At 55.8% G+C, this 24,329-nt stretch carries 21 protein-coding genes; 4 read left to right on the top strand and 17 right to left on the bottom strand.

All coding sequences use genetic code 11. From position 1 onward, the window contains the following. Nucleotides 1-2: 2 nt before the first annotated feature. From Q0802_RS21685 to Q0802_RS21645, 9 genes are all read right to left on the bottom strand, one after another. Entirely contained in the window at nucleotides 3-458 is a 456-nt protein-coding gene (locus Q0802_RS21685) for a DUF2059 domain-containing protein (RefSeq protein WP_298921963.1), read from the bottom strand. A gap of 11 nt (nucleotides 459-469) precedes the next feature. Continuing rightward, nucleotides 470-1,420: an ABC transporter permease gene (locus Q0802_RS21680; RefSeq protein WP_298921962.1), complete on the bottom strand. Its 951-nt coding sequence runs from the start codon at nucleotides 1,418-1,420 to the stop codon at nucleotides 470-472. Next, nucleotides 1,420-2,400: an ABC transporter permease gene (locus Q0802_RS21675; RefSeq protein ID WP_298921961.1), complete on the bottom strand. Its 981-nt coding sequence runs from the start codon at nucleotides 2,398-2,400 to the stop codon at nucleotides 1,420-1,422. Before Q0802_RS21675 ends, Q0802_RS21680 begins: the two co-directional genes overlap by 1 nt. Nucleotides 2,401-2,496: 96 nt before the next feature. Beyond that, complete coding sequence (locus tag Q0802_RS21670; RefSeq protein ID WP_298921960.1) at nucleotides 2,497-4,062, bottom strand: ABC transporter substrate-binding protein; 1,566 nt, start codon at nucleotides 4,060-4,062, stop codon at nucleotides 2,497-2,499. A 114-nt stretch (nucleotides 4,063-4,176) separates the two neighbouring features. Beyond that, a complete protein-coding gene (locus Q0802_RS21665; protein ID WP_298921959.1) occupies nucleotides 4,177-5,757 on the bottom strand; it encodes an ABC transporter substrate-binding protein in 1,581 nt (526 codons plus the stop codon). Between the two features lie 125 nt (nucleotides 5,758-5,882). Continuing rightward, a complete protein-coding gene (locus Q0802_RS21660; RefSeq protein WP_298921958.1) occupies nucleotides 5,883-6,854 on the bottom strand; it encodes a C45 family peptidase in 972 nt (323 codons plus the stop codon). A gap of 21 nt (nucleotides 6,855-6,875) precedes the next feature. Continuing rightward, entirely contained in the window at nucleotides 6,876-8,327 is a 1,452-nt protein-coding gene (locus tag Q0802_RS21655; protein ID WP_298921957.1) for a biotin carboxylase, read from the bottom strand. Between the two features lie 22 nt (nucleotides 8,328-8,349). Further along, complete coding sequence (locus Q0802_RS21650) at nucleotides 8,350-11,100, bottom strand: aminotransferase class I/II-fold pyridoxal phosphate-dependent enzyme (protein WP_298921955.1); 2,751 nt, start codon at nucleotides 11,098-11,100, stop codon at nucleotides 8,350-8,352. A 76-nt stretch (nucleotides 11,101-11,176) separates the two neighbouring features. Continuing rightward, a complete protein-coding gene (locus Q0802_RS21645; protein WP_298921954.1) occupies nucleotides 11,177-12,235 on the bottom strand; it encodes a carbon-nitrogen hydrolase family protein in 1,059 nt (352 codons plus the stop codon). Between the two features lie 611 nt (nucleotides 12,236-12,846). On the opposite strand from Q0802_RS21645, the gene Q0802_RS21640 reads away from it, so the two are divergent. Then, entirely contained in the window at nucleotides 12,847-14,445 is a 1,599-nt protein-coding gene (locus Q0802_RS21640; RefSeq protein ID WP_298921996.1) for an FMN-binding glutamate synthase family protein, read from the top strand. 53 nt (nucleotides 14,446-14,498) lie between these two features. Here Q0802_RS21640 and gabT read toward each other — a convergent pair whose 3' ends face one another. Beyond that, nucleotides 14,499-15,905, bottom strand: coding sequence for a 4-aminobutyrate--2-oxoglutarate transaminase (gene gabT, locus Q0802_RS21635; protein WP_298921952.1), 1,407 nt, complete (start codon nucleotides 15,903-15,905; stop codon nucleotides 14,499-14,501). Nucleotides 15,906-16,103: 198 nt separating this feature from the next. Between gabT and Q0802_RS21630 the strand changes: the two genes are divergently transcribed. Then, complete coding sequence (locus Q0802_RS21630) at nucleotides 16,104-16,670, top strand: cupin domain-containing protein (RefSeq protein ID WP_298921951.1); 567 nt, start codon at nucleotides 16,104-16,106, stop codon at nucleotides 16,668-16,670. Between the two features lie 311 nt (nucleotides 16,671-16,981). Here the strand turns inward: Q0802_RS21630 and Q0802_RS21625 are convergent, their stop codons facing one another. Genes Q0802_RS21625 through Q0802_RS21615 form a run of 3 tightly spaced genes read right to left on the bottom strand, consistent with a single transcriptional unit; the run spans nucleotide 16,982 to nucleotide 19,424 of the window. After that, nucleotides 16,982-18,709, bottom strand: coding sequence for a histidine kinase dimerization/phosphoacceptor domain -containing protein (locus Q0802_RS21625; RefSeq protein WP_298921950.1), 1,728 nt, complete (start codon nucleotides 18,707-18,709; stop codon nucleotides 16,982-16,984). A gap of 2 nt (nucleotides 18,710-18,711) precedes the next feature. Beyond that, nucleotides 18,712-19,269, bottom strand: a complete 558-nt coding sequence (locus Q0802_RS21620) for an RNA polymerase sigma factor (RefSeq protein WP_298921949.1) — start codon at nucleotides 19,267-19,269, stop codon at nucleotides 18,712-18,714. After that, nucleotides 19,266-19,424: a NepR family anti-sigma factor gene (locus Q0802_RS21615; protein ID WP_298921948.1), complete on the bottom strand. Its 159-nt coding sequence runs from the start codon at nucleotides 19,422-19,424 to the stop codon at nucleotides 19,266-19,268. Before Q0802_RS21615 ends, Q0802_RS21620 begins: the two co-directional genes overlap by 4 nt. 108 nt (nucleotides 19,425-19,532) lie before the next feature. Here Q0802_RS21615 and Q0802_RS21610 point away from each other — a divergent pair, with 108 nt between their 5' ends. Continuing rightward, entirely contained in the window at nucleotides 19,533-20,342 is an 810-nt protein-coding gene (locus Q0802_RS21610; protein WP_298921947.1) for a response regulator, read from the top strand. 45 nt (nucleotides 20,343-20,387) lie between these two features. Here the strand turns inward: Q0802_RS21610 and Q0802_RS21605 are convergent, their stop codons facing one another. The 4 genes from Q0802_RS21605 to Q0802_RS21590 form a co-directional block, all read right to left on the bottom strand. Next, complete coding sequence (locus tag Q0802_RS21605; RefSeq protein ID WP_298921946.1) at nucleotides 20,388-20,885, bottom strand: DNA starvation/stationary phase protection protein; 498 nt, start codon at nucleotides 20,883-20,885, stop codon at nucleotides 20,388-20,390. 90 nt (nucleotides 20,886-20,975) lie between these two features. Next, on the bottom strand, nucleotides 20,976-21,863 hold the full coding sequence (locus tag Q0802_RS21600; RefSeq protein ID WP_298921945.1) for a YihY/virulence factor BrkB family protein: 888 nt from the start codon (nucleotides 21,861-21,863) through the stop codon (nucleotides 20,976-20,978). 18 nt (nucleotides 21,864-21,881) lie between these two features. After that, complete coding sequence (locus Q0802_RS21595; RefSeq protein ID WP_298921944.1) at nucleotides 21,882-22,073, bottom strand: PLDc N-terminal domain-containing protein; 192 nt, start codon at nucleotides 22,071-22,073, stop codon at nucleotides 21,882-21,884. Between the two features lie 65 nt (nucleotides 22,074-22,138). Further along, nucleotides 22,139-22,963 (bottom strand): formate/nitrite transporter family protein, encoded by an 825-nt coding sequence (locus Q0802_RS21590; RefSeq protein ID WP_298921942.1) that lies wholly within the window; start codon nucleotides 22,961-22,963, stop codon nucleotides 22,139-22,141. Nucleotides 22,964-23,060: 97 nt separating this feature from the next. On the opposite strand from Q0802_RS21590, the gene Q0802_RS21585 reads away from it, so the two are divergent. Next, nucleotides 23,061-24,317, top strand: coding sequence for an aminotransferase class V-fold PLP-dependent enzyme (locus tag Q0802_RS21585; protein ID WP_298921941.1), 1,257 nt, complete (start codon nucleotides 23,061-23,063; stop codon nucleotides 24,315-24,317). Nucleotides 24,318-24,329 lie beyond the last annotated feature (12 nt).

The following is a 24,329-nucleotide window of genomic DNA, read 5'->3' as shown; positions in this document are numbered from 1 at the left end:
GACTATTTGCTAAACTCTTCTTGAATACGTCGTGCGAGGTTTGCCTGCATTTGCTGGAAGGCCGGTCCAATGCTCTGCATGGTCTGCGTCATGAACGGTGTCATTTTCCGCATTGCGGATGCCCCGTGTTCGGACGCATAAAAATCCGCCAGCGCGTTGATCTCATCCAGCGTAAAGTTTTCTGCCATTCCGGAGATCATAGCGCTCTCCATTGTTGGTCGAATGGTTGCAAGCTCTTCCGATACGATGCGTGCGACTGTCGTTTGTTGCTCCGGCGTCAATTGATCGCCAAGCAATCCCATTGACGCCATAACGCCTTCGGGTGACAGCATGTCATCCATCAAGCCCTGCTGGCCTTTGCTGTCGACATATGCCTTCGCCGCTTCGAGCCGCTCTGTATCCTGTGCAAAGGCACCGGTCGATAGGGCGAGCACGGCCAAAATTGGGAGAAATCGCATGAAGGATACCTTTATCTGAGACGTGGATTCAACGCATCGCGTAACCAGTCGCCCAGCAGGTTCACGCTTAGCGCCAGCGTCAGAAGGGTTACAGCGGGGAAGAGCAGAATCCACCACTCACCGGAGAACAGGAACCCCTGCCCGATGCGGATCAGCGTGCCCAGGGACGGCTGCGTGGGGGGTGCGCCAACGCCGAGGAAACTCAGCGTAGCCTCGGCAATGATTGCCAATGCCAGCGAGATCGTGGCGATCACCAGAACGGGCGACAGCACATTGGGCAGAATGTGCCGCAGCATGATCGCCCCTGAACCACGCCCGATCAATCGCGCAGCCTGCACATATTCCTTGTTCTTTTCCACCAATGTGGCACCACGCACGACGCGGGCGAACTGGACCCAGTCACTCAGGCCGATGGCGATAATCAGCACCCAAATGGCCATTTGATCGCGGTACTCAACGGGTGTGATTCCCTTGGCAACGCCAAAAATCAACATGGCCACCAGAATGGCGGGAAAGGTCAATTGTACATCTGCGACACGCATGATGATCGTCTCAACCCAACCACCGACGTAGCCCGCGATCAACCCCAGCGTGATGCCGAGAACCATCGCGAAAAGCACCGCTGCCGCCCCGACAAAGAGCGAGATACGCATGCCATAAAGAATGGTGGAGAAGACATCGCGTCCCTGATCGTCCGTCCCGAGCCAGAAGGTCTCGCCTGTGAAGGCATTGGGTTCCATGGGTTTGGAAAACCCGTTCATCAGGTTGAGCGAGGCAGGATCAAAGGGATTAAACGGTGCTATTAGAGGTGCAAAGAGGGCGCAAAAAACCATGATCAGCACAACCACTGCCGAAACGATCGCCACGGGCGATTTCTTGAACTGGTAGACGAAATCGCTGTCCAGAGCGACACGCAGGCGTGAGCGTTCCTTGGCAGGTGTATTCAGTGCAGAGTCAGCCATCAGTGCGCCGCCGTTCTATCCACGCGCAGACGTGGGTCAATTGCGAAGTATAAAAGGTCAACGATCAGGTTGATCCCGACAAACATGACCGAAATCAGCATCAGATAGGCCGCCATCACCGGGATATCTACGAACTGGATTGCGTTGATGAACAGCAAGCCAACACCCGGCCACTGAAAGACCGTTTCAGTGATGATCGCAAAAGCGATGATCGAGCCCAGCTGCAACCCGGTCACGGTAATCACCGGGACCAGTGTATTTTTCAGCGCATGCCGGAAATTCACGGCGCGGTCCCGCAGGCCCCGCGCGCGCGCGAACCGTATGTAATCCTGTCTGAGCACTTCCAGCATCTCGGAGCGCACCAACCGCATGATCAGGGTCATCTGGTAAAGGCCAAGCGTGATAGACGGCAGGATCAGCGCCTTAAGACCAGATTCTGTGAGGAACCCGGTTGACCAGCCTCCAATCTTGACCGTATCGCCGCGCCCAAAGCTTGGCAGCCACCCCAGCTCCACGGAAAACAGGTAGATCAATAAGATACCGATCAGAAAGGTGGGCAGAGACACACCGATGAGTGACACTGACATGATTGCATTGGCCGCGAACCCGTCTCGCCTGATCGCGGTGAAAACGCCCAGAGCGATCCCGATGCTGATTGCCAGAAAACCAGAAACAGCGGCCAGTTCCAGCGTGGCGGGCGCGCGTTCCATCAGGATATCGGAAACCGGGCGCCCCTGACGATAGCTGACACCAAAATTACCCTGTGCGGCACCTTGCAGGAATTTGAAGTACTGCACTGGAAAGGGTTGGTCGAGACCCAGCTGGGTCCGTAGCCGCTCGATATCGGCTTGCGTGCGTTCCTGGCCAAGCATGTTGTCGACAGGATCACCAACAAACCGGAACATGGAAAAGGCCACAAGACCCACAACCAGCAAGACGATGGCCGATTGAAAGACGCGCTGTATCACATAGGCAAGCATCTTTGTCCTCTCGGGTGCCACCAAGGTGTCGCAGGGGTGCGACAATTGATCAAGGGTGTTTGTGTTCTCGCCATCAGATGAACGCCGGGATCAAAGTCAATTGACCGTCACCCACCGCAGAATGAAGAAGTTGTCCGAGCGCTGAGTCAAGTCAATATTCGCACCAGCCCCCCAAACCAGTGGTTCCACGTAAAGCGGCACATAAGCCACTTCCTGTTGCAATATCTTGGTACTTTCATCAAGCATGGCCTGGCGTTTTGCGTCGTCGATCTCGGATTGTATCAGGGGCAAAAGCTCATCAACCCGATCGTTAGAGAAGCCTCCGAAATTCCATGATCCCAGCTTCTTTTCTTCGTTGGGGGTGCTTGCCAGGAACCGGATGGGGTGTTCCGCATCGAACGTGCCCGGGGACCAGCCTAGCAGATACATGTCATAATTGTCCGCACGTAGCTCAGGCCAGTAATTCTGGACCGGCATTGCGTCAAGCGTGGCCTTGATCCCCACCTGGGCAAGCATCCCGGTGACGGCCTGACAGACAGCTTCGTCGTTCAGGTATCGGTCATTTGGACACTTGAGGCCGAAAGAAAATCCATCCGCATAACCGGCCTCAGCCAGTAGCGCGCGGGCTTTGTCAGGGTCATAGGCGGGACGGTCCGCGAGCGGGGCACTATAGCCACGCATGGCCGGGCTGACCAATTGGCTGACCTCTTCGGCATTCCCCCGCATGATCGTTTGCAGGATTGCGGGCACATTGACCGCATGGGCAACCGCCTGCCGTACCCGCACGTCGGAAAACGGGTTTTTATCGGAAGTTTCCGCCGAATACTTCAACGCCTCGGCCTCATGCGGAAACCCCAGCATGATCACCCGTGCTTCGATCCCCTGCACCACTTTAACCTCCGGGTTTGACGCAAGCCGCGCGGTATCCTGAATGGGGACCGGGTTGATAAAATCGACATCACCCGACAACAGGGCGGCAACCGCCGTCGCCGGGTTCTGAATGGGCGTGAACTCGGCCCGCGTGATATTATGCTCCGTTTCGTCCCACCAACCGTCGAAGGGTTCAAGAACAGTGCGCAGTCCCGGCTCGCGAACAGCGACCCTGAAAGCCCCGGTGCCATTAGCATTGAGTGTTGCGTAGTTGCCGTTGTCTTTGTCGGGACGTTCGGCATCATTGGCCTTTGCCCATCCGGCGTCGAGCATCATCCAATTCGAGATACTGTCGGGAAAGATCGGATTTGGCGCGGTGGTCATGATATCGACCGTGTAGTCGTCAACGATCTTCACCTCTGAGACCGAAGCAAACCAGCTACGGGTATCTGAGGACTCGTCCGATGCGCGTTCATATGAGAACAGCACATCTTCTGCATCAAAACTGCTACCGTCGTGAAATGTCACGCCCTGGCGCAGAGTGAAACGCCAGCCCTCCCCTGCGCCAATCGGTTCCCAGCTGGTGGCCAGCGCTGGCTCGATGCGCATATCCTTGCCGCGCCGCAAAAGCCCCTCGTATACGTTGTTGAGAAATCCCAGAACAGGCGCGGAGTTAACCGCGTGCGGATCCATTGTCTGTGGATCGGTCGTTCCCGCCCAGGTGAATTCTTCGGCAACCCCGGCGGTGGCGGTAGCGATAAAAACAGCGGCAAATCCGGCAGAACGCAGCATGGCAAGGTCCTTTGCGAGAAGGTGAATGGGATGAGGCGCAGGCGCAGACCCGCTTGGCCTGCGCCCAGTTGGTTCAGGGTGTCTGCCGGGCCCGCAATATGGGGCCCAACATTATTAGTTGAACTTGAAGTACTTGAACTTCGGGGAATCTTCGGCTTCGACAACCGTATCGACGCCCGATTTCATACCCCAGTTCAGCACTTGGTGGTGGATCGGAATGTAGAGTTTCTCGTCCTGTACCACCTGCCAGATGGCGGCAATATCCGCATCCCGCGCTTCCAGATCGGTGTTCGACGCGAGGCTCTGGATTTTTGCGTTCAGATCATCGTTGGTGAAGCGCGTACCGTTCCAGGACCCGTATTTGTCATCACGACCGTGAACGAGGAAGTTGAAGATGTATTCAGAGTCGTACGTAGGAACGCCCCATCCCAGCATATAGAAATCGGTTTCCAGATTGTTGATCAGCGGGAAGTGTTGTGCCTTTGGTTTCGCATCCAGGTTCACGGTGATCCCGATTTGCGCCAACATGCCAACAGCCGCCTGACAGATGGCTTCGTCGTTGATGTAGCGGTCATTCGGGCAATCAAGCTGGATTGAGAACCCATCGCCGTAACCCGCATCGCCCATCAAAGTCTTGGCCTTGTCGAGGTCCGTGGTGGAAGATGCGTCCATTGCCTCATCCCATCCGTTCACGAAAGGAGGGGCAATCATGCCTGCGGGTGCCGACTGGCCGCGCATCACCACCTGCTTGATCGCATCGCGGTTGATGGCAAGGTTCATCGCTTCACGCACGCGCACGTCCGCCAGCGGATTGGCACCCTCGACACTGTCATTTTTCAGGTCAGCGTCACCCGAGTTCATCCCGAAGAAGATAACGCGGTTCTGGGGTGCTGTGCGCACATCCAGGCCGTCGGTACTTGCCACACGGTCAAGGTCCTGCACGGGCACATCCTGAATGAAATCCACCTCGCCGGACAACAGCGCTGCCACGCGGGTCGCAGCATTCTGGATCGGTGTGTAGATGATTTCGGAAACTTCCAGCGGGAATTCCCCGATGCCCCAGTAGTTTTCATTGGCTGCCAGCACGGTCTTTACGTCGGGCTCGCGGCTGATCAATTTGTAAGGCCCTGTTCCATTTGCGTTTTTGGCCGCGAATGTGTCTTCGCCGCCCTCATAGTCCTGAACCTTGACGGCGTTGTTTGCCTCTGCCCAATCCTGGTCCATGATGAACATGTTGGTCAGGTTGTTTGGCATGATCGGGTTCGGGCCGTTTGTCACAATCTCGATAGTGTAGGCATCCGGGGCCCGCACTTCGGCGACTGAGGCCAGTAATTCCTTGTAATCCGAATCCTCGGTCATCGCGCGCTCAAGGCTGAACTTGACGTCCGAGCTGTCAAAGGCCGATCCGTCGTGGAACGTCACGCCTTCGCGTAATGAAAATGTCCAGACATTCGGGTCTTCTTCGGACGGTGCCCATTCGGTCGCTAGGGCGGGCACAATCGCGCCGGAATGATCCCGCATGACAAGCGGTTCCATGATCTGGTGCGCCAAAGCAGACGTCGGGCCTTCGTTCTGAGCATGCGGATCAAGCGTCAGGCTGTCCCCTGCCCGCGCCCACCGCAGCGTTTCCGCGCTGGCAAGACAGGTGGTTGACAGCAATACCGCGGCCGACAGCAATGTTGTGGTCTTTTTCATGGTAGTCTCCCCTATTATTTTTCTGGCGACAATCTTTGGGACGCAGCACGGTTTGGCAAGCCCCTTCTGCATCTTTAACGAGAACAAAATTGATTTTATTGGATAAAATACTGACCTGCTCGAAATCAGGCGGCACCGGGTAGTAAAATCTGGCGGTGACCCTCTTCGAAAGCTTTCATGGTCAGAGGCCAGACAGTCCCTGGCCAGCGCAATTCCATTTGGCGGCGTTTCGGGCGATAGACGGCTGTGTAGAGCGTGCCAAACCCGGCTGTGAAAGCCGTGGAATAGAGCGGCGGTTTCAGAAAGGCCCCGATGAACTTTTCTTCGGGGTCGCGGTGCAACCTCAACCGGTGTAACAAGAAACGCTCCCGTTCGACGGTTGCAGTGAACCGCGCATGGCTGACCCATTCCACGTTTTCCTGATGGTTGGTTGCAACGGCCGCATGTGTTATGAGCGTCGGTCTGTCAGGAGCCATCATGGCGGTCAGATAGTTACGTTTTTTGTCCAGGACTGTGACGTTGTAGCTCATATGCGTAGGCACACGGGCCAGCACGTCGCCAGCCTCATCGGCGGTCTGACAGGTTTGCAAAACATAACGCAGGATCAACGGGACGCCGAAACCATCGCCAACGATGCGCCGCCCCCCAAAGGTCAGTGAGATTGAAAGGCCGGCGTCATTTACGCCGTCCACCATGCCCCAAAGCCCATCCGACGTGCCCATGACCTCACGCCCACCCCATTTTGTGTGCAAGACCAGACTGTCAAATGCGTTGGGGTTGTAGTCGTAATTGCGTACCATGACCGGCTCCTTGCCGGTCCAGATTGCCTGGCTGCACCCGGCCAGATAGGGCGGCGGGCAGTAAAACGATAAAAACCGCGCGGCCAGATCACCACCGCCTGCCAACTCGCAAAGCTCATCGTAAAGCGGAACGATTTCGGGCATATGCTGCTGAAGGGCTGTGCGAGATTCCCCATAGGTCGGGCGCGCATTCTCGCCTTCCTTCAGCCACCAGCGCTTGTAGTCCGGCCAGTACTCGGCAAAAAGCCCGGACCATTTTGGCCCGGGGCTCTCTTCACTTACGGCGCGCCATAACATCGGGTGCGCAGTCCTTTCTGGCTAGAGGATCTTGAAGGCCGGATCCGACAATGCCGTCGCGGTTGGCAATGGCTTGGCCGTGACCGTTTGTTTGATCCCGTGAATCCACTTTTTCGCGCGTTCATTCAACCGGAAATTCTTGGTCATCGACCGCCCGCGCGTCACCAGAATCCCGATATCCGCCCCTTCATAGCGGTAGTCACCCGGTTGCAGGATGCGCAGGAAGAAGGCTTCGTTCTCAGATTCAACGGCACGACGGTGATAATCGAAACGATCATAGACGACGCGACCGTCTTCAAGCATCTTGTAAATGCCAGTCTCGGGGCTGCCCGTACAGATATCCACGCTGTCCTCGGTATGTTTGATCACCATTTGTGACCATGAGTCGATATTGGCACTGTCCGCCCAACGGGCATTCAACTCGTCCACATCCAGATTGAATTTCTTCTTTGAAAACTCCAGCAGGTGGAACAGAAACAGCGGTGCATCCGCATGGGCAAAGGCTGCGTGATTGGTCATCGAGGACGCGCCCGTAATGCGCGGGTTCAACTCCCCCAACCAGAGATCACCGGTTTTCTTGTCGATCAGGAAATCAAGTTCAAAATACCCGCGATAACCTTCCTTGCGCAGTTGTTCGCCAAATTTGAAGGTCAGATCGCGCGCCTTCTGGCGAACCTTCGGCGGGAAAGCTGTCGACAGGATTTCATTGCCACACCAGCCGCCCCGATATGGTGTCAACTCCTTGAAGCCCACCAGTTCGGTCATCAGGGGGCCAACAATGGTGCCTTCCTTGGTGGCACAGGCCTCGATCGCTGATCCGCGGCAATCAATGCGCTTCATAATCTTGATCTCGCCCTCGCCGACGATCTCATGCTCGTGGCGTCGGAAATCAGCTTCGGATTTGATGAAGAAGGTCGTATGTCCGCTGTCGCCAAAGGCCGATTGCAGCACGAGATCATGCCCGATTTTGGCCTTCTCGCAGGTCTTTTTCAGGTCCTCGTAATCTTTCACCTCGGCCAGCACATTCGGCACGGATGGCACACCCGCCTTGTTGCCGATGCGGACCGTTTCAATCTTGTTGTCCATCGACGTGCGCAGCTTGGCTTTCGGGAACCAGACATCCGCGCCCAGTTCTTTTGACAGCCGTTCAGTCTCAGCATCGAACATTAAGAAAACAAATTTCGGCTTGCCGCCGCGCCGCTTGATGAAATCAATCACCTCTTTGTGCTGCAAAAGGTAGTTATTGATGTCCTCGATGGATTGGAACTCCGCATGCGGCTGCTCAGACGGGCAGAACACGTTTGGATGCTTGCCGCCGTAGCAGTCAATGTAGCAGATGTATTTGAAATTCTTCACCCATTCATCTAACCCCAACAAATTGAAGTTCGTGGCCGAGATGAAATAGACCGGGTCCTCGTTGCGGTGGAAATAGCGGCGGATCTCCGAGATGTTCTTCAGAACCGTAGCTGCCATGTCTTATGTCCTCTCTGTTTGATTATTCAGCCGCGGGGGCGAGTTTTGTGCCGGATTTGGCATCGACGAGCGCTTGCAGCGCTTCTTGGGTAAAGACTCTCAGGCCCAGATCGGGCCGGTAGCCGTGAATTTCACTGACATCCAGCGCCAACATGAAAGCCAGGATTTCCTTGCTGACCACCTGACCGGGCACCAGGATCGGGAAACCTGGCGGATAGGGAATAATGAAGCTGGCCGAAACCACTTCTTCACCGGCCTCCAGCGCCTCACCCAGCGATCCATTGATGTCGTGGTAGTCGCATTTCTCTTCATCATAGGCGAGAAAGAAGGCGGAGCGGATATCGCCCTCGCCCGTCACTTCACATTGCCGGAAAGCATCATGAAATCGGCTGAAATCCGGCAGCGGCGGCAGGTCTTCCATCAGACCCTTGACCCGACGATCAAATGACAGGCGTTCCATCCGGCTGGCGTCATCCAGACGTTCATCAATGGATTTGGCAATCTCGACCAACACCTCGATCAGATAGGCCACGGAGGAGCGCGTCGTGCCGATATTGGTCATGAACAAAACAGTGTTGCGCGATGTCTTGTTGATCTGGATGCCGTATTTATCCATCAGGATATCGGTCTTGAAGGTGTCGCCGTCCCAGCCAGTACCGCCAACCGCCAGCGTCACCCGCGTGGCGTCGAGCACAAAATCATCCTGCTCCCAGCAATCCCACATGTCGGTCCAACCCTGTTCCGCATCATAATAGCTGGTCACACCCGATTGCCTGTGATGGTCGGGGATCATGTCGCCTGCGGTCAGCACCTTGAAGTACTTTTTTAGCAACGGGTGCGTCATGACCGCTCGGCGCATGGACATCGCCGCCTCGATCTGACGTTGCACGAACTCGTAGCCTTCCAGTTCCACCTGCCGACGCCCGACATCAAGACTTGCGATGATCTGGTAATTGGGTGAGGTCGAAGTGTGGGTCATATAGGCTTCGTGGAAGGCCTGTTCGACCTCCCCCTTGAAGTCCTGATCATTGACGTGGATCATCGACCCCTGTCGCAGCGAAGTGAGCGTTTTATGCGTGGACTGCGTGCCATAAGCCCGCACCCGCGCATTCGGTGGTGGGATCAGCCGCGTGTCCAACAGCTTTTCATCGTCGCAATCCTTCAGCATGGACTGCTGCGCCTCGTACATGCGCTGATGCGTGTCTGTACGGAATTTCTCGCGTAGATTATTGGCGGCTGCCATGGCGGTGCGCTGGCGGTAGGTCGGGTTGAACCGCGCAAAGGCGAACCACGCCTCATCCCAAAGAAATACAAGATCCGGCTTGATCGCCAGACACTCCTCCATCACCCGCTCGACGTTATAAACCAGACCGTCAAAGGTGCAGTTAGTGAGCAGCAACATCCGCACGCGGTCGAGCTTGCCTTCGGCTTTGAGCTTCAAGAGTTGGTGCTTGATTTCGCGCAGCGGCACCGCCCCATACATCGAATATTCATTGAGCGGGTAACTATCGAGGTAACAGACCTGTGCGCCGGCCAACACCATGCCGTAGTGGTGCGATTTGTGGCAATCCCGGTCGACCAGAACGATATCTCCAGGCCGAACAAGGGCTTGCACGACGATCTTATTGCAGGTTGAGGTGCCGTTTGTCGCAAAGAATGTCTGTTTTGAGCCAAAGGCACGAGAGGCCAGTTCCTGCGCCTCCTTGATCGGTCCGTGTGGTTCCAGCAGACTGTCGAGGCCCCCGGACGTCGCAGAAGTTTCCGCCAGAAAGATATTGGGGCCATAGAAAGCACCCATATCCTGTATCCAATGGCTGCGCGAAATCGATTTGCCGCGGCTGATGGGCATGGCGTGGAAAACACCGGTGGGTTGCTTGGAATACTCCACAAGAGCGGTGAAAAACGGCGTCTTGTTACGCGCCTGCACACCCCGCAGAATGTTCAGGTGCAACTCCATAAAGTCTTCCTGATTGTAGAAAACCCGTCGGCAGATACCCAGATCAAGCCCCGCTATCTCTTCCACGGACCGTTCTGTTACAAGGTATGCATCAAGTTCAGGACGTACCTTGGCAACAAGTCGGCACAGCTCCGGCCCATAATTTTCGGGCAGCATATTGTCGATCTCTTCCTGACCACCGGCCCGGTTGAGGTAACGGGCAATGATGTTTTGATCCATCTTGGATTTCAGAACCAATCCCGGACGCACCACAATCGCTTGAATATTGTGGTTGAATAGCACCGCAACCAAAGCATCTTCGAGACTGGGAACAACCAGCGCCTCATAGACAAAGTTGTCCTCAGGGCGTCGCATCCTGGACACGTTATTACGCAGCCAGCGTTCCTGGTGCTCATTGACGTTATCTACGATCAGAACTTCGAAGTAGGGTTTTGCCAGCGCGCGCGCTTCGGGCGGCAACATGGCCTCATCGTCATGCTCCTCCTGATCGACACTGTCGCGTTCCAAGGGAATGTGCCGACGCCGGTAGGCTCCTGTCGTCAGGGCCCGTGTGACCCTTCCGACCGCAAAGGCCAGATCGTCCAGCGAGCTATGCTCGAATTGACGTCGCATGTGATCAAAGGCGGACATGCCGGGAAACGCCCAATAGGGCTCGATCACCGCAAGCGATTTGAATAGTTCTTCGGTCCGTTTTCGGAGGGCGGCCAATTGTTTCGGCTTTGGATCCCGCGTCAGGGCACTTGTTGCTTCCCGCAAAGCGCTCCACCGATCAGAGCGCAGTTGTATAGCCGAAGAATAGTCATTCATCGCATGCATTAGTTGTTCTCCCTTGTACGAGAAAACCACTCAGATGCCTGCGAACGGATATCCCCGCTCGTTGGGAGCCGGTGATCTACCCGCTGGACTGTTTTTCGCTCCCCTGCGTTTCACTTTTCAGGGGTTGTTTCTCTGTTTCGGTCGTTGGTGCCGAATGGACGTTTATCGCCGGTTGCGCTGTGGCAGAGCCCGTGAGCGTATCAAAAGCCAGGCCCTTGAATGCGGGCGCTTCCTGAATTTTTCCTGCTGGCACATCCACGTGAAGTCCGGCGCGCGTCCCTTGGTGAGGTATTTCCAGTGGACCCAACGTCTTGAGGTAATCGTCGGTTCCACTGTTTCGATCATAAACCGAAAAATCGACGGATCGGTCGCGGAAACTTTTCAGAACCTGTCCAAGACCTTTCATGCCGGTTTCGCGCTGGCGCCGAACTGTCGATAAATCGACTTCGATGGGGAACATATCCTCTTGCCCGGCAGACTGATGCAGCACATGCGCAGACGGGTCCACCACCAGCGACTTGCCGACACCACCAGCGCCCAGCCCATTGACGTCAAATACATAACACTGGAATTGCGCAGCCGTGGAACGCGCAATCGCCAGTTCAGCATCGCGGTCGGTTGTGCCCGTCAGAACCGGGTGCAGCAGCACCTCGACACCCTGCGCTGTCAATTGGCGCGTGGTTTCCGGAAACCAGATGTCATAGCAGATTGAAAGCCCGAAACGGCCCACTTCCGGCACGTCAAACACACAGAATTCCGTCCCTGCGGCAATCCCTGATTCGTAAGGCCGGAACGGAAACATCTTGGCATAACGGCGGATGATCTCGCCTTCCGGGTTGATCACGACGGATGTATTGAAAACCAGCCCGGTCTCGGGATCACGCAGGAACATCGATCCGGGGATCAGCCAGACACGATGCTTGCGCGCAGCTTCGCAAAAGGTGTCGAGCGCTTCGTTTTCAGGCGCCTGCGCAAACCGGTCCAGCGGGCCGTAAGGTGCCAGTTCGGAAAACAATACCATCTGCGTCCAGGGAAAACGCGCCATCAGCACATCCAACCGCTGGATCATCCCTTCCACGTTGGATTGCAACGCATTCACATACATCTGCACACCGGCAATGGCGAATGGGGTCATAACAAAACACTCCGTCGCGACGAAGTGGGCCAACGTGGCCCGAATTGAGCTTCGCGCCGAACTGCCTTACGCCCTTCGAACACCGGTTGGAACTGCCGAATTGGCTCCGCAGGAAAAACTTTTGTGATGACGCAACGTTTGTTCAGAAAATGGGCGAAATCAGCCATCAAGGGTAAGCAAAATTTCGTCAATCTTGAACAGAATATTAAACGTCGCCATTTTGCCTCCCCGTTCTGACCAGCCATAGGTTGCGATTCCTTTTGAAACAGCAGCCGATGCAAACCAAGCAACAAAAGCTTCGGAATGACGCGAGCCCAATTCAATTCGATGCTGCTCCACACGTGACCGGCACGCCCTATTTCACTCAAAACTTCAACAGCAGAACGCCGCTTTTCGAAGCGTACGAGGCTTTTGGATGTTGTTCAAGCACTATGCACCCTTGTTCAGGAGCGCGATCAGAGACTGCAATGCTTGCGTCCTTGGGAACAATGCAACATCATCCCCGAGCGTTTAAAATATTGCGATACATTCCAGGCTCTTTGGCAGTCTTGCCTGGAATGATTTCCAATCGCCAGACAGGTAGGAATTATCAGATGCCAGACTTCAGTTCCATGACACGGTACGCGACATTTGCAGGTGTCATCCTTTGCAGCTTCATATGTCTGATCGCTGCTCTGATCTGGACGTGGTGGCTGCTCATCCCCTTTGCGTTTTTCACCTATCTGTCGCTGCTGGGCGTTCATGATGTCCGTCAACCAAGCCATTCGATCCTGCGTAACTACCCTGTTCTGGGCCACATGCGGTTTCTCTTCGAAGGCATTCGCCCCGAAATTCGCCAATACCTCATTGAATCCGATCAGGACGAAGAACCCTTTTCCCGCGATGCGCGCAGCCTTGTCTACCAGCGCGCAAAGGGTCAGGAGGACAAGCGCCCCTTTGGGACGCGGATGCGTGTTTATGATGCGGGTTACGCCTGGGTGACGCATTCGGTCACGCCAAAGCATATCGAGAATACGGACTTCAGAGTGAAAATCGGCGGTGACGCCTGCAAGCAACCCTATGATGCCTCGCTCTACAATATCTCCGCGATGAGCTTTGGATCATTATCTGCCAACGCGATCGAAGCATTGAACACAGGCGCAAAGATCGGCGGTTTTGCCCATGACACTGGCGAAGGATCAGTCAGCCGATACCATAAGGCGGGGGGCGGCGATCTTATCTATCAGGTGGCGTCAGGGTATTTTGGGTGCCGCGCCGACGATGGAACCTTTGATGCGGATAAATTCAAGGTGACGGCATCGCTCGACCAGATCAAGATGATCGAGTTGAAGCTTTCTCAAGGCGCGAAACCGGGTCATGGCGGCATGTTACCCGCCTCCAAGATCAGCCCTGAGATTGCAGAAGCACGCGGCGTCCCGATGGGCAAGGACTGCGTGTCACCTGCGGCGCATTCTGCCTTTTCGACCCCTTTGGAGATGATGCAGTTTCTGGGCGAGCTACGCGATCTTTCAGGTGGCAAGCCCGTTGGCTTCAAGCTTTGCATTGGTCACCGGCGCGAATTCATGTGCATTGTCAAGGCGATGCTGGAAACGAAGATCATCCCTGACTTCATCGTCGTCGATGGCACAGAAGGCGGAACAGGCGCGGCACCGGTGGAGTTTTCAAATCACATTGGCATGCCAATGGTGGAGGGTCTGACATTCGTGCACAACACCCTGCGAGGGGCAGGTATCCGCGATCAGGTAAAGATAGGAGCGGCAGGCAAGGTTGTCTCCTCTTTCGACATCGCCCGTGCTTTGGCACTTGGGGCGGACTGGTGCAATTCTGCGCGTGGGTTCATGTTTGCGGTCGGCTGCATTCAGGCGCAGGCTTGCCACACCAACCACTGCCCGGTCGGCGTGGCCACACAAGACCCCCTGCGCGCGCGCGCTCTGGACGTTGGCTCCAAAAGCAAGCGCGTCGCCCGGTTTCATGAAAATACATTGAAAGCCCTTGGCGAGATCACCGGGGCAGCGGGCCTGTCGCATCCGGGTGATTTTCTGCCGCAGCACCTGATGGTACGCTTGGGAGATAAGGAAATGGCGGAGGGCAGCGAAGCCTATCCCTATCTGCCCGAAGGGTTCTTGTTGTCGGATGAAGGTGACATCGGCGCGGATTATCGCAAACGCTGGGCCCGTGCGGATGCAGCCAGTTTTGCACCGCCGACCTGATAACAAAAAAGGGCGCTCGATAAGCGCCCTTCTTGCAACGGTATCAAGGTAAATCAGGCTGAAAGCTCAGCCACAGCATCCGCCAAAGATGCCTCGAAAATCGCAAGCCCCTCTTCGATGATCTCATCGGAAGCGGTCAGCGGCACCATGATCCGCAGAGCGTTCCCGTGCATGCCGCACCCCAGGAGGATCAATCCGCGTTTGAGCGCATGCGCACAAATTGATTTGACCAGCGCGGCATCAGGCGTTGCCGTGTCGAAATCAGTCACGAATTCCACGGCCAGCATGGCGCCCAGACCACGGATGTCCCACATCCGGAACGGGGCCACCCGCGCACCAATTTCAGCAAACCGCGTGTGGAAATGGGCGCCCAACTCCAAAGACCGGGCCAGAAGGCCTTCGCTTTCGATCGCCTCAATGGCTGCCAGCGCAGCCGCACAGGCCACCGGATTACCACCATATGTTCCGCCAAGACCACCGGGTGCCAGCGCATCCATCACTTCGGCGCGTCCAATCACACCAGCAATCGGGTAGCCGCCAGCCATAGATTTCGCCACAGTGATCAGATCAGGCACAACGCCGGAGTGTTCGACAGCAAACCAGGTGCCAGTACGGCCAAACCCGGCTTGAATTTCGTCCGAAATCAGCAAAATGCCGTGCTGATCACAAATATCACGCAGCGCCCGCATCATCTCGAATGGCACAGGCGTATAGCCGCCCTCGCCCAGTACCGGCTCAATGATGATCGCGGCAATGCGGTCCGGCTGTGCGTCAGTGAGGAACAAGTTTTGCAATCCGGTCAAAGCGTCTTCGATCGTGATACCATCGCGGACACTAGGGAACGGCGCGCGGAAGATGTCGGAGGGGAATGGGCCCACATCTTTTTTATAAGGGCTGATCTTACCGGTCATGCCCAGTGTCAGCAATGTGCGTCCGTGATAGCTTCCTGTGAATGCAATCACACCGGGGCGGCCGGTTGCTGCCCGCGCGATCTTGACCGCGTTTTCAACTGCTTCGGCACCGGTTGTGACCAGCAGTGATTTCTTGGCGAAATCGCCCGGGGCAAGAGCGTTCAGCTTCTCTGCCAATGCTACGTAGCCCTCATAAGGAACCACCTGGAACGACGTATGGGTGAATTTATCTTCCTGCGCCTTCGCGGCGGCAACCACTGCCGGATGCCGATGGCCGGTATTCAGCACCGCGATGCCACCAGCGAAATCAATGTAGCGTTTACCCTCGACATCCCAGAGTTCAGCATTTTCGGCCTGCTCTGCAAAAACCGGCGCCGCAGAAGCAACACCGCGTGGCACTGCCGTTTCGCGGCGCGCCAAAAGGGCTGCGTTTGTTTTTTCCTCTGGCGTTGTCGATACCACGGCAATCTTCGGTGTTTTGGTTGCGCGCGGCTTGCGGGCTTTCTTTACAGCGGGTTTGGGTGTCTTCGATTTAGCAGATGTAGCCATTTACGGATTCCTTCGATGGCGGGACAGAGTGTTTAAAATCTCGATACTCCGTTTAATTTAATTGTCAATCGGGATTCTGCACCGCAAAAAATGACCCCGTGTCGGGCAAAAAAGAAAAAGATTGAGACTTCCGGCAAGCTGCTGTCTAAAAACCCAAGTAAAACCAATACGTCACACGCTCGACGAGGATATCGCCCTTTGGACATCGGACACCGGCTTCGCGCAATCCGTAAAAAACGCGGACTTTCCCAGCGGGAACTTGCCACACGTGCGGGCTTGACCAATGGCACCATCTCGCTGATCGAACAGAACAAGACAAGCCCCTCTGTCGCCTCTTTGAAGAGCCTTCTGGATGCCATCCAGATTTCCATGGCGGAGTTTTTTGCAACCATCGAGGAAACGACGCAAAGCAAGTATTTTTATGCTGCTGGTGAGTTCACGGAGATCGCACCGCCAGAGTTGGAAGGACCCGAGGCACAGCTATTGTCTCTGCGGCAGCTGGGCAATGCACAGGATCATTCACTCCAGGTATTGCACGAGCGATACGCGCCGGGCGCGGATACAGGGCCTGAATTGTTAAGCCACGACGCGGAAGAAGCTGGCGTCATAATCCAAGGTCAGATTGAGATCACGGTGGATGATGAGGTCAGCCTTCTGGGGCCGGGAGATGGTTACCTTTTCAACAGCAGGCTCCCGCATCGGTTCCGGAATCTGGGCAATGAGGACTGTGTGATCATCAGCGCCTGCACACCACCCAGTTTCTGAAACTGATAACCCCGACCGCACGTGGCAGCCGGGGTTCTTAGGTGTTTGGCTTCCATCCGCCGAGGATGGCGGCTGCCTGGTCAATCCAAACGGCCAACAATGGTCAAAGCAATCACGAGTCTACTTTATTCACCGTCATCACCACGCTCGTTTTTGCCTTCGTTTGTCATAACAAAAACAATCAGCGCAACCACAGTCAGAATGGAAAGCCCGTACAAGAACAAGTCTGTCGACATGTCGGGGTTCCTTTCTTCAGTGTTCGTGGGGCCAACGCGGCTCCAGCATGCATAGTTCCATAAAACCTTTGCAAATTAGTAATCTTGAATAGGTTTAATCCTGTGCGGGACCGGGAAGGTCACGGTCAAGGCATGAACATTGTCTTTTGCTGTCACATCCACCTGCGCATTGAGCTGTCGCGCAAAGGCGTTGATCAGTTGGCTGCCAAGGCCCGTTCCTTCGGCAGCACTAGATGCGTTGCCGACACTATTGATGATCGTGAAATCCGCTGTCTCGGGGTCGGTCTGTGCCAAGGATATCTTCAGGAAGGCCGGGTTTTTAGCATCGGGAACACCAATGTATTTCATCGCGTTGGTAACGGTTTCCGAAACCAATAGCGTCAACGGAGCGGCGTCATCGGTATCCAATTTCACGGCCTCGTAGGACTGCTCAATTTCAACGGAAGAGCCTGCGGGAAGGCCGACCACCAATAATTGCCCGACGATTTCTTCGACAAGGGCCCCTGCATCCACGCGTTCCAGGCCGTCACTTTGGTAGAGGTTCTTGTGAACCGTCGCCAGCGACAGAATACGTTCCTGTAATCTTTTCAGCACAAATCGGGCGTCTTCGGATTTGGCGCGACGTATCTGCATGTTCATAATCGAAGAGATCAGTTGCAGGTTATTTTTGACGCGGTGATGCACTTCCTTGAGCAGGATGTTCTTTTCGCGCAAGGAATCCTCCAGGGAAGCTTCGTCGCGTATGATTGAATCGGCCATACCTATGAAAGCCCGTTGGATTTCAACGAATTCTCGCGGCACGCCCTGCCCCATCGTCGAGCGCGGCAGGGAACGATTAAAAGCGAAAATACGCATCTGGCGTCCAAGTTTGCGAATGTAGCGGATCGCAAGCCGGTTGATGGCCCAGAATGCCACGACAAGGCTCGCAAGCCACATCAGGATGGGAAGGAAAATGCTGAGCGTCCCGGACTGGTGCACGCTTGCAATGATTTCCTCACGTTGCCAGATGCTCATGGCGTAGGTCACCCCCGGCACAATGGACACCACCGCATAGACGCGTTCTTCGCCTTCAGTGTTTACATCTTCAAATACAACAGCTTTGTTCCCGATGAGCGTTTTCAGACTTCGGTTGAGCGGCAGATCGGCCTCGGTCACAAGACGTGGTCTTTCGGAGGCGACAACTTCACCCCCGGCCCCGAAAATCACCAGATCGGCGGGGCGTAGTTCTATGGGTTGTTCGGGAAGATCCCGCAGCGCGGACAGGGGGACGGATAAGGCCATGAAACCCGCAAATATGTCCCCCTCGAAAAAGGGATGCGTCATAACCAGAACCGGTTGCTGGCTTACCGGTCCAGTTGTGCTCAGCGTGACAGCCCGTTCCGGTGCATCAATCGCCTTGTCGAAATCCGGATAGGCGCTGAAATCATAAATGCCACCGTCAGACGAACAGGTCATCATGCCATCAGCCGGCAGATACCCCACAAGTGAATAGCGATCAGACGCATTCTTGTAGTTTCTCAGAAAAGACACACAGGCTTCAGTGTCATCGCCAAACAGACGAATGATAGAGCTGAGCGCTTCTGCGGCACCAAAACCCTCCTGAATAATGGTCCGTTCCGCGCCGGAGGCCTGTTCCGTCAACCCGATCAGGGACAGCTCTGTCGAGATTTCGGCCTGGCGTGCGATCTCTCGCGTCTGGACGACGGCGATCAACCCAAACGGTAGCAGTGCAAGTGACAGAAAAATCAGAATGCGGAAAGCGAGACCCCGAAAGACATCGCCATCCAGAAAACCGCCGGTCATGATTAGAAAGATGCCGCCTTGGACGCCGTCAGCACAGACATAGTCGCATCATCTGTCATCTCCAGCGCCTCATCGTCAGCCAGATGCATCAGCTCGGCAAGACGCAGGCGCGCCCGATTGGTACGACTTTTGATCGTCCCCACGGCCACACCGCACATGTCTGCCGCTTCCTCATAAGAAAACCCTGAGGCACCTACCAGCAAAAGAGCCTCGCGCTGTTCGTCACTTAACTGCGCAAATGCATCGCGGAAGTCGGTCATTTGCAAGCGCCCGTCATGAGCCGGTTTTTCCGCCAACGCCTCCGTATGCGTGCCGTCTACGTCCGCGACTTCCCGTTTTGCCTTGCGTCTCGAAGAATAATAGGTGTTGCGCAGGATCGTGAACAACCAGGCCCGCATGTTTGTCCCGGCTTGGAACTTGTCGATGTTGGTCCAGGCCTTGACCAAAGTGTCCTGCACCATGTCGTCGGCCGTTGCGCCATTCCGCGTGAGACTGATGGCAAAGGCGCGCATGGCAGGCAGATGCTCGACCAGCGCATCGCGAGGATCAGGTTCGCTCATTTCAGGCTGCCCTTGGGTTGGTCCTGTTGCTTGAGCGCGTTCAGCAAATCCTTGAACCGGTCCGGAACACCCTCATCGAGCGCTTCCTCGTAGACCCGCTTTAAATTTTCGTCGATCACGCTTTCGCGTTTCCGGTTCGCGTTTGATTGAGACATACTGCTGTTAATTCCCCGAGAAGGTTAAAAAATATCCCACCTGCATCGGAACCAAACCCCTCACTGCGGGTTTGGTTCCGAGAAAAGTCAAAAAAAGGAAGATTTCTTATGTCGGATGCGACTGCAAACCCGGACATCAGCGTAGAGTTGGGAAATATCCTGCCCTACCTGCGCCGTTTCGCGCGGGCGATGACGGGCAGCCAGAGCAGCGGTGACCGTTTTGCCGCGGCAGCTTTGGAAACGATTCTGACAGATCGTTCAGTGCTGGATGGTGTTTCTGTAAAAACCGGTGTCTTCCGTGTGCTTTTCAGCATCTGGTCCAGTGCTGGTGCCCCCATTGATGAGGGCGAAAGCGGCCTGAAAGCCCGCGCCCAGAAGCATCTTGCGAAACTGACTGCCAACAGCCGCGAAGCGTTGCTTTTGCACAGCATCGAAGGATTCACCTTTGGTGAGATTGCCAGCATCATCGGCATTGATCAGTCCGAAGCCGAAGAACTGGTTCAGATTGCGCGTCGCGAGATGGCGGATGCCGTATCAGGGTCGGTCATGATCATCGAAGATGAAGCGATCATCGCCATGGACATCGAAAGCATCGTGTCCGAGATGGGCCACAGAGTTACCGGCGTGGCGCGTACAAGAGACGAAGCCGTGGCCCTGGGCGCCGCTGACGCACCCGACCTTATCCTTGCCGACATCCAACTGGCAGATAACTCGTCGGGCATTGACGCGGTAAACGACCTCATGGCGAACCTCGGGGAGCGACCCGTGATCTTCATCACTGCCTTCCCGGAGCGTCTGTTGACAGGCGACAAACACGAACCGGCTTTTTTGATCTCCAAACCCTACACGGAAGATCAGGTTATTTCTGCGGTCAGCCAGGCGATGTTCTTTTCATCGACCGAAACGTTGAAAGCCTGACCAAAAAAACGCCCCGCCAATTAGCGGGGCGTTTCACCATAAACGTCAGGTTTTGGCGATGGACCGCAGCATCCACGCAGCTTTTTCATGGAACGCCGCGCGCTCTGTCGCCATATCTTCGGTGACCGGGTCACCGTGCTCGCCCGCGATCTTGATCAAAGCATGCAACCTGTGCGCTACGCGCTCATGATCAGCGGCAAGCGCCTCACATGCGTCACCCGCCGAGGCCGGGGCTTCGTCATCCTGAATGACCGAATTCGCAACAATTGACGATAAAGTCGACGGCGCCAGCTGGCCCAACGCGCGAATGCGTTCAGCAATATCATCTGCCGCGTCAAAAAGGTTCTGGTACTGGGTCTCGGTCAGATTGTGGACCGAGTAAAACAACGGTCCTTCCACGTTCCAGTGCGTCGCATGGGTTTTGAAAATGAGGCGATAGGTGTCCGCCAAAGCGTTTTCCAGACCCTTGGCCATCGCTTCGGCGTCCTTGACACCGGTGCTGATATCCGTGGTTTCAGGAACTACGTTCAAAGCGCTCGTCATGCTGTTTCTCCTTTTATTTTCGTCAAAGGAGAAACAGGCGCGGAGGTAGATTGTTCCGGTCTTATGCGGGGGCGTGACCGTCTGTCGCGGCTATTGCGCGGCCTCGCCGGATCCGACCTGTGCCAAATATGGATCGCTCCGCGGCGTTTCATCTTTCGCGCGCTGCTTTTCAACTTCAGCATTCAGGGCTGCGCCAAGCAGGACCAGAAAACTGCTGATCCATAACCAAATCAACATGGCGATAACGGCACCGATTGAGCCGTAGACTTCGTTGTAATTTCCAAAATGCGATACATAAAAGGAAAACGCGATCGACAAGATGGCCCAGGACGTGCCCGCCATGACGGCCCCTGGCGTCAGCCAGCCAATGCGTATGCCGCTGCGATTGGGTCCAAAGCGGTAGAGCAAGCCAATACCTGCGAAAATCACCGCGATGGCGACGCTCCACCTGAGAAATTCAATGATGATGCTCGTTATGTTGCCCAACGGTATAAATGAAAGCGCGACCGGGGCCACAACCACGGTCATCAGCGAAACGACCCCCACCCCCAAGAGAGAGATGGTCAGGAGCAGCGCGCGCAGGTAGTGCCGCAGCGTGGCGCGGCCCCGCGTATCATAAACGAGATTGAGACCGTGCATCATCGCGCCGACACCTGCTCGTGCGGACCATAAGGCCACGCCCAGTGAAACGGCCCCGGCCCAGCCCAGGGTGTCGGAACTGGTGCTAACAAGCCCAACAATCTGCGTGTTCAGGATGTTATAAACGGCGTCCGGCATCAGACCGCGAATCTCTTCCAGCTGCACGATCACAACGGCCGGATCAGCGATCAGGCTCAGCACTGCGATCAGCGCGGCGAGGGCGGGAAAAACCGACAACATGGAATAAAACGCAACCCCGGCCGCAATAAGGCCGAGGTTGTTGCGCGTGATCTGGGCGAAGGTCGCAGAGATCACATGGCGGGTTGCTGAAAGGTTCATAGACCTTTCGGTATCACATCAGACGGCCATTTTCGAGGACCGCGGACCGATCAGGAACCAGATCACAAAGCCAATGATGGGCAGGACCAGAACCAGCAGAATCCACAGCACTTTCTTGCCGTTTGCAACGCCAGAGCCGATGATCGAAACAATCGCCCAGATGTTCAGGGCCAGCACGATCAATCCCCCGATACCAGCATATTCAAACATGAATTCCTCCTTTAGAGTTTCATCTGACTAACGCGCTGACCTGCCGTTGGGTTCCGCAGTTAACGTTATTCTTCGGGAAGCTCGTCGCGCACCTGCCCCCAGGCCATAAGCGCAAAAATCACAGTGCCTCCGATGATGTTGCCTGCCAGAACCGGTATGAAGAACCCGCCAATAGCTCCGGAAGCCGACAACTCCCCCATCCAGACCAGAACGGCCATCTCGACCGAACCCGCAACGATATGAGTGAAATCGCCCGCCGCGATCAGCCATGTGAATATCAGAACGATAAAGAACTTAGCACTATCGGCCTGTGGCAACATCCAGACAATGAGGGCAACGATCACGCCCGCAGGAATTGCCCTCCAGAACGCCGCGTTTGCACCCATGCCCGTGGCATGATGCGACAAGTCAACGACAGCCTTCATAACCTCTGGGGCAATCGCGGGCGTGAAGACAAACAGAGCGGCAACCGCGAAGGCCCCGACCACATTTGCGCTCATGACAATGGTCCAAAGGCGCAACATACAGCCCAGTGAGTACCAGGTTCGCGCCACCATTACCGGCAGGACCGTCGTGATCGTATTCTCGGTAAAAAGCTGCATCCGGCCCATGATGACTGCGAGAAAGCCCAAAGAGTAGCCCAGGTTTTCAATCAGGTAGCTGCTTTTGGAAGGTGGAAGGTAGGTGCGGAAAATAGCTTCGCCCAGGACAGACAGGCTGATCATCACGCCAGCCGCAATGCCCGACCAGATCAGCGACCGCTTGGGACGCGCCATTTCTTCCTCGCCCTCACGGCGAATGACTTCGTAGATCAGTTTGGGTGCAAGTGCCGTGGCTTCCTGAACCGAGGCTTCTTCTTGTCTCTCGTCCCGGGCAGTGGTTTTATTCATATGTCCTCCCTCAAAGCGCCGGAAACGCCGACGCCGCTTGACACTCAACACGGTTACGACTGAATGAGTTCCAAATTGATTATGTGATGGAGCCCTTATGGCGGCCTTTTCTCCTGCTTTAATGTCCGAAATTCGCGGCAGGTTCGCGCATGTGGAAAGCTGCCCCTTTCAGGGCCCGCGCATCTTTTTCGAAAACGCCGGTGGCGCGCTGACATTGAATTCCGTTGTGGAAACGTCAGCCTTGTTTGCGGCCCTTCCCGACAATCAGGGGCGTGACAACCCCGCAGCCCACGCGCTGGTGGATCGCATCAATCTCGCCAAAAGGGATATGGCCACGTTTTTCAATGCTGATGGTGGTCAGTATTTTGTGGGTGAAAGCGGTACGGAACTGTCCTTCCGGTTGATCCGCACCGCAGTCATGGGGTCCAAACCGGGTGGCGCGGTCATCGGCTCAACGGTTGAGCATCCCGCGTCCCGGTCCGCGGCAACCCATTGGGCCGGAATGGCGGGAAAAGACTACATCTCGGTGCCACATGACAAGGCGACGGGATCGGTGTCACCGGAAGCTTATGCCGCGCGCATGACTGCCGATGTGCGGGTGGCAACCATTCTGCACACATCGCCCGTGACCGGCATCGCCAATGATGTGGCCGGTATTTCAGCGGCCATCCGGCAGGTGGCCCCGGAGGCGATACTCTTTGTCGACGGGATACAGCACGCGAGCCACGGTGCTATCGACATTCGCAGCTACGACATCGACGGATATGTTGTCTCCCCGTACAAGATGTTTTCACGTCACGGCTATGGCGTGGCCTGGGTCTCGGAGCGGATGACAGCGCTGCCGCTGGAGCAACTGACCGATGGCCCCCGGCAAAACTGGGAGATGGGCACGCGCGACACAGGATCATACGCTACATTCTGCGATGTTGTTTCCTATCTTGACTGGCTGGGGGACCAGCACAGCGACAGCGATGACCCCCGCACCCGGTTGGAGGCCGCAGGTGCCGCAATTCACGCCCATGAACAGGCTTTAACGGGCGCAATGCTGACCGGCGTCGGCAATCTGCCGGGTCTGACGGAACTGCCGGGCGTCACCATTCTGGGAGGGGCGGATAATCCGGCGCGCGAAGGGCTGGTATGCTTTGCGCTGCAAGATGTGCCTGCCGGAGATATCGTTGCCCGCCTGAATGCGCAGGGTATCCGGACACATATTCGCAAGGCCGACCACTATTCCGGCAATATCCTGACGCCATTGGGGCTGGAGGCCGCCGTGCGTGTTTCCATGTGTCACTATAACAGCGTCGAGGAGGTCAGCACCTTTCTGGCAGCCATGAAGGAAATCGCCGCCGCCTGACATTCTTTTCAG

It is taken from the genome of uncultured Roseobacter sp. (assembly GCF_947495275.1).
Taxonomy (GTDB): Bacteria; Pseudomonadota; Alphaproteobacteria; order Rhodobacterales; family Rhodobacteraceae; genus Roseobacter.
Note: the sequence above shows the minus strand (reverse complement) of the source record. Positions and strands in the feature narration are given on the sequence as shown.